This window comes from Rothia sp. HMSC073B08 (genome assembly GCF_001812975.1).
Classification (GTDB): Bacteria; Actinomycetota; Actinomycetes; order Actinomycetales; family Micrococcaceae; genus Rothia; species Rothia mucilaginosa.
On sequence record NZ_KV811085.1, the window covers coordinates 22,297 to 30,337 of the forward strand.

General features: G+C 64.3%; 3 protein-coding genes and 1 pseudogene. All 4 read right to left on the reverse strand.

Features of this window, described 5'->3' with window-relative positions; all coding sequences use genetic code 11:
* Positions 1–99 precede the first annotated feature (99 nt).
* Positions 100–4,089: a thiol reductant ABC exporter subunit CydD/CydC gene (locus HMPREF2884_RS07440; protein ID WP_246827948.1), complete on the reverse strand. Its 3,990-nt coding sequence runs from the start codon at positions 4,087–4,089 to the stop codon at positions 100–102.
* Positions 4,090–4,267: 178 nt separating this feature from the next.
* The gene (locus tag HMPREF2884_RS07445) at positions 4,268–6,502 is read right to left on the reverse strand and encodes an ABC transporter ATP-binding protein/permease (protein WP_070616504.1); all 2,235 of its coding nucleotides are present in this window, start codon (positions 6,500–6,502) and stop codon (positions 4,268–4,270) included.
* Positions 6,499–7,626, reverse strand: a complete 1,128-nt coding sequence (locus HMPREF2884_RS07450) for an efflux RND transporter periplasmic adaptor subunit (protein ID WP_005507836.1) — start codon at positions 7,624–7,626, stop codon at positions 6,499–6,501. The genes HMPREF2884_RS07445 and HMPREF2884_RS07450 overlap by 4 nt, the downstream gene beginning before the upstream one ends.
* 97 nt (positions 7,627–7,723) lie before the next feature.
* Positions 7,724–8,041: pseudogene (locus HMPREF2884_RS07455) on the reverse strand (multidrug transporter); the annotation flags it as partial.

The window sequence follows — 8,041 nt, forward strand, 5'->3', positions numbered from 1 at the left end:
GCGCACAAAGAAATGCCCCGGTACTTTCACGAAGTACCGGGGCATTCCTCGCAGTTTCTTGCGTTCAATCTCGCCCGTGGTGGCTACGCTCAGCTGCGTTTAGAGGCGAACCACCTCATCGCAGCGGGCAATATCCTCAGGACGGTGCGACACCAGAACCGTAGCCACGGAGCTGGAGCGGGTCGCCGCATCCAAGTCAGCCATCAGCGCGCGGGCAGACTCAGCGTCCAGGTGCGCGGTCGGCTCATCCAGCAGCAGCACCGGCGAGTTCACCAGCAGGGCACGAGCCACCGCCAGACGCTGACGCTGACCACCGGAAAGGAAGGAACCGCCAGCACCCACCGGGGTGCGCAGGCCCTGAGGCAGAGCGTCAAACCACTCGCCCAGACCCACACGGCGCAGAACCTCAATCAGCTCTTCCTCGCTCGGGCGATCCGAACGGTCACGAGCCAGCATCAGGTTGCCCTCAAGGGTCGACTCGAAAATGTGAGCCGCCTGCGGGCACCACGCCGCGTAGCCACGCAGCTGCTCACCCTCCAGGACCTCACCGGAAGCCAGCACGCGACCGGATTCCAGCGGCAAGAAGCCCAGAACGGTTGCAAGCACCGTAGACTTACCGGAACCGGAGGGGCCGGTCACCGCAGTCCAGGAGCCCGCACGAGCATTCATGTTCAGGTCGGTGAAGACCGGGTGATCCATGCCGGGCCAGCGGGCGGCAGCGTCCTGCAGGCTCAGGGCGGGGTCGGTGACCTTCACGCCAAGCTCCTGCGGGGTACCGCAGCTGACCAAGGTGGGCTCGCCGGGCTTCGGCGGGCGCGGGGTATCGCTCTTAGAACCAGCCGCAGATTCGGGGCGGTCAAAGCGGTGAGCACGCTGACGGTCAGCCTCCAGCAGCTCCTCCATCTCGGCCTCCGCGCGGGCACGCAGACGCTCAACACGACGCGGCAGAACGTGGGTGTCCACCTCAGCCTCTGTCGGCACGGAACGCTTCAGGGTCGAGGTTGCAACAACGCCCTCCAGGGATACGTCACGCACGCTCGGGGCAATCGTCGCGAGCAGGCGGCTGAACGCGGGCCAGGAGCGGACCGCCTCAACATGACCCAGAGAGCTTTCCAGCATGCCGGTGCACAGCAGTACCACAATCGCCGCTTCGGGGGCACGCACGGTGCCATCAACAGCCAGCGGGTATGCAATGACTGCGCTCGCCAGAGCTGCACCGAACCAGCTCAGAGTCACGAGGGTACGACCCACGCCCTGAGCGGTCGAGCCCTTCTGCAGGGCGGACAGGTTCTCGGCGTCCAGAGCGCCGTTAGCCTTCTCAGCGGTGGTTGCCACGCCGTTAGCGCGCAGGTCCTCAGCCGCCGAGAGCATGCCGGTACCCAGGCGCAGCATCTGCGCGGTGGAGCGGCGAGCCAGTGCCTCCGCACGGGCGTCGGCGCGGAGCACAATCCACGGAGCCACAAAAGTGCTGACCAGCACGGCAAGCAGGACCGGAATCAGAGCCTGCGGCAGAATGCACGCGGTCGTAATCAGCGCCGCGGTCATGACCAGCAGGTGCGCAGCCGGCGGAATAATAACGCGCGGCACGCCGTCACGCAGCTCATCAATACCGCCCACGAGGCGTTCGAGCAGCGCGTCACCACGCAGCAGGGCACGCACGCTGCTCACGCTCTGCCATGCGCCAACCCAGGCGCGCAGACGCAGAATATTTGCGGCGGCAAGAACCTTCGAATGGGTCATTAGACGCTCAGCGTAGCGGGCGCAGGCACGACCCAGGCCGAAGAAACGCACGCCCACAATGGCGACCATCAGGTACATCATTGCCGGGCCCTCGGCAGCGCGAACAATCAGCCAGCCGGACAGCGCGGTCAGTGCCGCAGCCATCAGGGAAGTAATCGCAGCCATGATCACCGGGCCGGTTGCGGCGCGAACACCAATACCGGTCAGTTCCTTCAGGGTGCGCAGGCTTGCGAACAGGCCGGCAGGCTCGGCTTCCTCGGTCTCGGCAGCTACGGAGGCGCCCGCCGGGGCGGTGCTTTCAGCCTCGTACTCTTCCCTGTCCTTGAGCAGGTGCGCGGGGGCTTGCGCGGGAACCGCAACGCGGGCGGTATTCGCCTCGGCAGTCCAGGTGTAGCCCTGGGCGGTCTGCACGGCACGAACGAGGATATCGCAGCCAGCGGCGAGCTCCTGCTCGTGGGTCACAATCAGCACGGTTGCGCCAAGTTCCGCCAGGCGGTGCAGGGCACGGGTCACCAGGTATGCCGAGTAGGCGTCCAGGTGCGCGGTCGGCTCATCCACCAGGACCGTCAGCACGGTCTGTTCACCGCCGGCACGGTAGATAGCCTCGGCACGAGCCAGGGTGCGTGCCACGGCGAGGCGGCGCGCCTGACCAGCACTGAGGGCACCGGGTTCAAGGGCGGTCAGCTTCTCCATGCCCAGCTGAGCCAGCGGGCCAACCAGCAGCGCGGACTCGGCATCGGTGACGGACAGCTTCTTAGAGTCCATCGCTTCACCGAGCAGAGCGGCTGCACGCTCACGCTCAGCCTCGGTAGCGCTGAGTGCGTAGAGAGCCATTTCGGTCTGCACGGTCGGCGCGGTGAAGACCGGCGACTGCGGAATAACCAGGGTGGTTCCCAGACCGGTCACGCTACCGGTCAGGTGCACGGGCTCCTCCGAGCCGGTGGGCACCAGACCCTCGCGCACGGCACCGGAGAACACGTTCAGCAGGGTGGACTTACCGCAGCCGGATTCACCCATCACGCCGATAACCGCACCCCGCTCACCCTGGGCGGTTTCAGTCTGGGTGGTGCCAACGCGACGGTCCAGATTCAGGGACAGGTTAGTCAGCACGGCAGGACGCGCCGGGTAGCTCACCGACAGGTCCTCAACAGTGATGGTGGAAGGCTGAGCCTTCTGCACTGCCGAATCCTGTGCAGACGATTCCTGCGCATTCGAGTCCGCAGCGGCGGCGGGCAGAGGCGCATCAATAATCTTCTGGGCGCTACGCAGGGCGGCAACGCCGTCCTCCGACTGGTGGTAGGCGGCACCCACATCACGCAGCGGCTGGTAGCATTCGGGAGCCAGCAGCAGTACGAGAATTGCGGTGTCCAGGCCCAGGGTGCCGTTGACCAGGCGCACACCAATCAGCACAGCAATCAGCGCCACCGAAATGGTGGTGATGAGCTCCAGCGCCAGCGAAGACATGAAGGCGCTACGCAAAGTCTGCATGGTACGTTCACGGTAACGCTGACCGAGAGCGTTCATGGAGCGGGTCTGTGCACGTTCACGGCCCAGACCGATAATGACGGGCAGGCCGCGCACCAGCTCCAGAATATGGTCGGAGAGGCGGTGCAGTTCAGCCTGAGCTTCTGCGGTTTCGTCGCGGGTGTTCTTACCAATCAGGATCATGAACACCGGAATAAGCGGCAGGGTGCATGCCAGCACCATGGCGCTCATCCAGTCCAGGGCCGCCACAACAACCCAGAGGATGAACGGCACAATCGCGGTGGACACGAACGCGGTCAGGGTCTTGGTGTAGTAGTCATCCAGAGCGTTCAGGCCACGGGACAGCAACACAGCGGTCGCGCCGGTACCTTCGGGGGTGTCTGCGCCACCGGTGGCGAGCACGCGCTTGAGCAGGGCGGAACGAATCTGAGACTTCGCTCCGGAGGCGGCACGCTGCGCGCTCACAGCCAGCAGGTAGTCGGTACCCGAGCGGACGAGCAGGGCAGCCACGGCGACCGCAATCAGGCCGGGGGTAATGGTGTCTGCGTCACCGAAGATACCACCGAGGCCGAGCAGCCAGCCGCCGTGCGCCTCCAGCTGCGCCTGCGCGGAGCCCGAGAACTCAATGTAGGCGCGGTACACGTCCGGGGCGCTCGTCTCTTTGAGGCGCGCGTGCTCGGCGGCAACAGCGGCGAAACCGGCGTGTGCCGCGCGGGCAATAATCACAGCCAAGGCGGCACTGAAAAGCACCGTCGCGAGGGTGTGCACGGCGGTGATAACACCGAACGTGCTGAGGGTTTTACGGGCGTCAGGGCCCAGAGGTGGGCGGCGGTCAGCGCGGTCATTGCGCTTTCCCTCGGTCACCTCTGGTGCCTCAGTGTTCTGATGTTTGTCAGCATGACGCGGTGTGTGCGTTCGACTCACGTGTTGTCCTTAGTCTTCTGCTGTTTTTACCTCCCATCAGTTTAAGGGTTGGGCTATCCAATACCTATTTGACCAGTCAAGTTTCGGATAATTGGCTGTCCCTCACCCCGCGCTAGTTCTAGCCGCGCATCGCATCAGCGGGGCTCTTGCGGGATGCCACCCACGCCGGGTACGCCGAAGACACCAGACCGGTAAGGGCGCCAACGCCCACGCCGAGCACCACGAATCCGGGCGAGAGAACCGCCTGCCAGCCCTGCACGAGCGAAAGAATAATCGTCGCAATCATGCCGGAGCAGGCGCCGATGGAGCCGCCGAGCACGCCGAGCATGACGCCCTCCATGAGGAAGATGCGGGCAATCAGCCATTTACTCGATCCGATGGCGCGGCGCAGCGCAATCTCTGCGGTGCGCGATTGCACGGACAGATACATTGCGGTTGCCGCCGAGAGGGAGGCGAGCACCAGCAGAATACCGGAGAGCACACCCACGTACAGGCCCAGATCCGAGGCGATAGACGCGCGTAGGCTCTGCAGGTCGGAGGGGGTTTCCACGTTGATCTGGCTGGGTTCAGCGGGCTTGAGGGTCAGCGGAATTGCCTTGGCGACCGCTTTGCCGTAGCCCCGTTCGGTTTCGGCAATGTATGTGACCTGGCCGCGTCCGGTGCGCTGAAGTGTGCCCGGCGAGACAATGACCGTATTCCTGAATTCGTAGCCGCTATTGCCGGGGTCGAAAAGGCCGACGACCGGCATCAGCTGACCATCCACCCAGATGCTCACACCGGGTGCCACCTGCGGCAGTCCGCCGAGCTTAATGCCGTAGTCGACGGCGGGTAGCTCGCCGGGGCGGGGCTCGGTTGTGGCGTTATCTGCCGCCTTATCTTCGGGGAGAATGCCGAGGGCGCGGGCAGCGGAGACCGAGACGATAGCGCCGGAGAGCTGCTCGGAGCGTTCACGGTCAGCAACGTTCTGCTGGGTGAGGGTCGAGTTCATCTGTTCGAGCGCACGCAGGGTTTCGGGGTTCATGCGGGCACCGATTTGCTCGAGCCGGGTCTTTGAGGTGGAGCTGAGGCCAATCGCCGTTTTGGGTTCGTCCTCGTAGGGGCTGAACCGGGTGATTCGCACGTCGGCGGGTGCCACGCTGCTGACGAATCCGGTGTTCTTCACGTAGTCCAGCGCGCTAATGCGGTCGGCAACATTCTGCGCGGATTCGCCCTGCCGGTAGGTTCCGAGCATGTTCTGGTCATTGTCCCTGTCGCTGATGTAGAGCGTGGATTGTTCGGATCCGAGCAGGCGCTGGTTCACCTGGTAGCTGGCGGATTCGCTCATGCCGGAGGCGCTGATGAGTCCGCCCACGCCCAGTGCGAAGGACAGACCCAGTAGCAGGGTGCGTAGCGGTCGTGAGGTGAGCGCGGAAATTGCCTCGATGCTGTCGTCGGTGAGGAAGCTTCCGCGGCGATGCGTAGCGGGCTTCTCCCCCGGTGCGAGGCTGGCGGAGGCGTCTACCGGGGCACCTACCGTGGCTTCTGCCGGGGTGTCCGTTGCAGCCGGCACAGCCTCGGCAACCGGCACCGTAGCCAAGTCGGCGCGGCTCTGCTCGTGCAGCCGCCCATCCTCAATGCGGATCACGCGGCGGGCGGCGGCGGCAACCTCCGGGTCGTGGGTAATCACCAGCACAGTACAGCCGGTCGCGTTAATGCGCTGAAGAATCTCAATGACCTTGGCGCTATTGTGGCTGTCCAGGTTGCCGGTCGGCTCGTCAGCAAGAATCAGCGGCGGACGCGTGGCGAGGGCACGAGCAATGGCGCAGCGCTGCTTCTCACCGCCGGAGAGGTAGCGGGTGCGGATGCTGGCGCGGTCGCTCAACCCCAGAAATTCTAGGGTTTCTTCGGTGCGTTGCAGGCGCTCGCTGTAGGGTACGCCCTGCACACGCAGACCCATGGAGGCGTTGGTCGTGCTGGTTTCGTCCAGCAGCATGTTTGAGGATTGGAAGATGAAGCCGAGGTGGTCTCGGCGCATTTCGTCGCGTTCTCTGTCGCTGAGTCCTTCCGTGTTTTTGCCGAAGAGGCTGTAGGTTCCGCTGGTGGGAGTGTCGAGCAGGCCAATGGCGTTGAGCAGGGTGGATTTACCGGAGCCCGACGGACCAATAATGGCGAGGAATTCGCCGCGTTCGACCACCAGGTCGAGGTGGTCGAGGACTGCTCGTTCGCTCCCCTCGAAGATGCGGGTAATGCCGTGCATTTCAATAGCGGGCGCGGTACCGAGCCCGGCGGCAGGTGTAGCGGCGGACGCTACGTTGGGCGCAACTGTAGGCGCACGTTCTGGGCTTGTGTCTGGGGTTATCTTACGGCGGCTCATGAGACAAGCACCTTCTGTCCCGCGCTGAGGTTCGCGTTGATTGCGGCGTATCCGCCGGCGGTGCGTAGAACCTCAACATTGACTCGTTCGGTGGCGGGCGCGTCCTTGCTGGTCGAGGTGGAGCTTCCGCCCTTTTCAACCAGCACGTAGGTGCCCTGGGAGTCCTGGCGTACCGCGGTAGTCGGCACGGCGAGGGTGGTTGAGGTGTTGCCCTTACTGGTGATGGAGGCGCTCTGCCCCGGAGTGAGCTTGCTCGGGTCGTCGGCGCTGAATCGCACGCTCTTTGCCGCCCCCTTGGAGGGGTCGTTCTGCAGCTCACCAATGCTGGTGATGGTGCCCTCCACGCTGCCGGTGGAGGTGCGCAGGCTAACGCGGTCGCCGGCCTTGAGCTTATTGGCAACGGAGAGCTCAACGCTGGATTCCACGTAGGGTTCGCTGGTTTCTACACTCGCGATGGGGTTGCCGTCGCTGATGAGCTGGCCGACCGCCGCAACGGCGGTGACGGTGTGGCTACCGCCGGGCAGAATCGCGTAGTTGCTGCGGGCAATGCTGGTGACCCCTTCGCTGGGCACGCCGGTCAGGTGCGCGCGGTGCAGGCGCGTGACGGCGTCGAGGGTGTCTTCGGTGACGGTGCCGCTCTGAGCGGTGGCGTACCCGGCGGAGTTCAGTGCCTTCTGGAAGGCGAGCACGTCGTCGCCGTTATCGCCCAGGTTGAGGTCGCGGTACAGCGGCAGCGGCCCTTCCAGCACGAAGACGGGGTCGGCGCCAATAATGCCGATGAAGTCACCGGCCTTGAGCACGTTGCCGGGCTTCTGGTTCTGGTAGACGAGCACCGGTTCACCGTTGGTGCGCGCGCTAATCGGGGCGGTCTCTCCCGCCTTGGTGGTTCCGGCAATGGCTAGTCCCTCACTGACGGTGCGTTCTTCAACCTTCGCCCAGACCGGGATCACGGTTTTCGCCTGCACGGCCGGGTCGGGGCCCGTGGCGGCGTAGCGGGTACCCAGGTAGAAGGACAGCATGAGCGAACCGATGGCGAGGATAGCCAGCAGCAGGAGCACGCGGGGTCGGGCGATGCGCTCGCTGAAGCGGTGCCCGCTGTTTTGGTTTTTCGTGTGAGTGGTCATGGCGGTGTCTTTCTGAACTGTGTCAGCGCTGTCTATTTCTCTGCGCTGCCTATTTCTTAGCGCCGTCTTTCGGTGCGCTGTCTTTTAGTGCCCCGGTTTACTGGTGCTCCAGAACGTACTGCTTGAACTTCTCGTCACGCTCACGTTCTGCCTTGCGGTCCTGCTCAAGCTGCGACTGGTACTTGCGGATGAGCGGCATCTGATACTGTGCCTCCAGGTCGTAGAGCTGCTTGCTCATGCCGACCTGCTGGTTACATTCGGCCTGGATGGTGGCGATGCGAATTTCCTCTTCGGAGGCGGGTTCGTTGAAACCGCCGTTCTTGCTCTGCTGCTCAGCCAGCGGGGATTCCTCGGCTACCGACCCTGCCTTATTGGGGGTGAGACCGCGGTCGGAGACGCACTGCTTCCACTTCTC

Bases quoted from the DNA above. Each gene is read 5' to 3' on its own strand.
- HMPREF2884_RS07445 (WP_070616504.1), bottom strand. From the start codon at position 6,502: ATGAGCCGCCGTAAGATAACCCCAGACACAAGCCCAGAACGTGCGCCT.
- HMPREF2884_RS07450 (WP_005507836.1), bottom strand. From the start codon at position 7,626: ATGACCACTCACACGAAAAACCAAAACAGCGGGCACCGCTTCAGCGAG.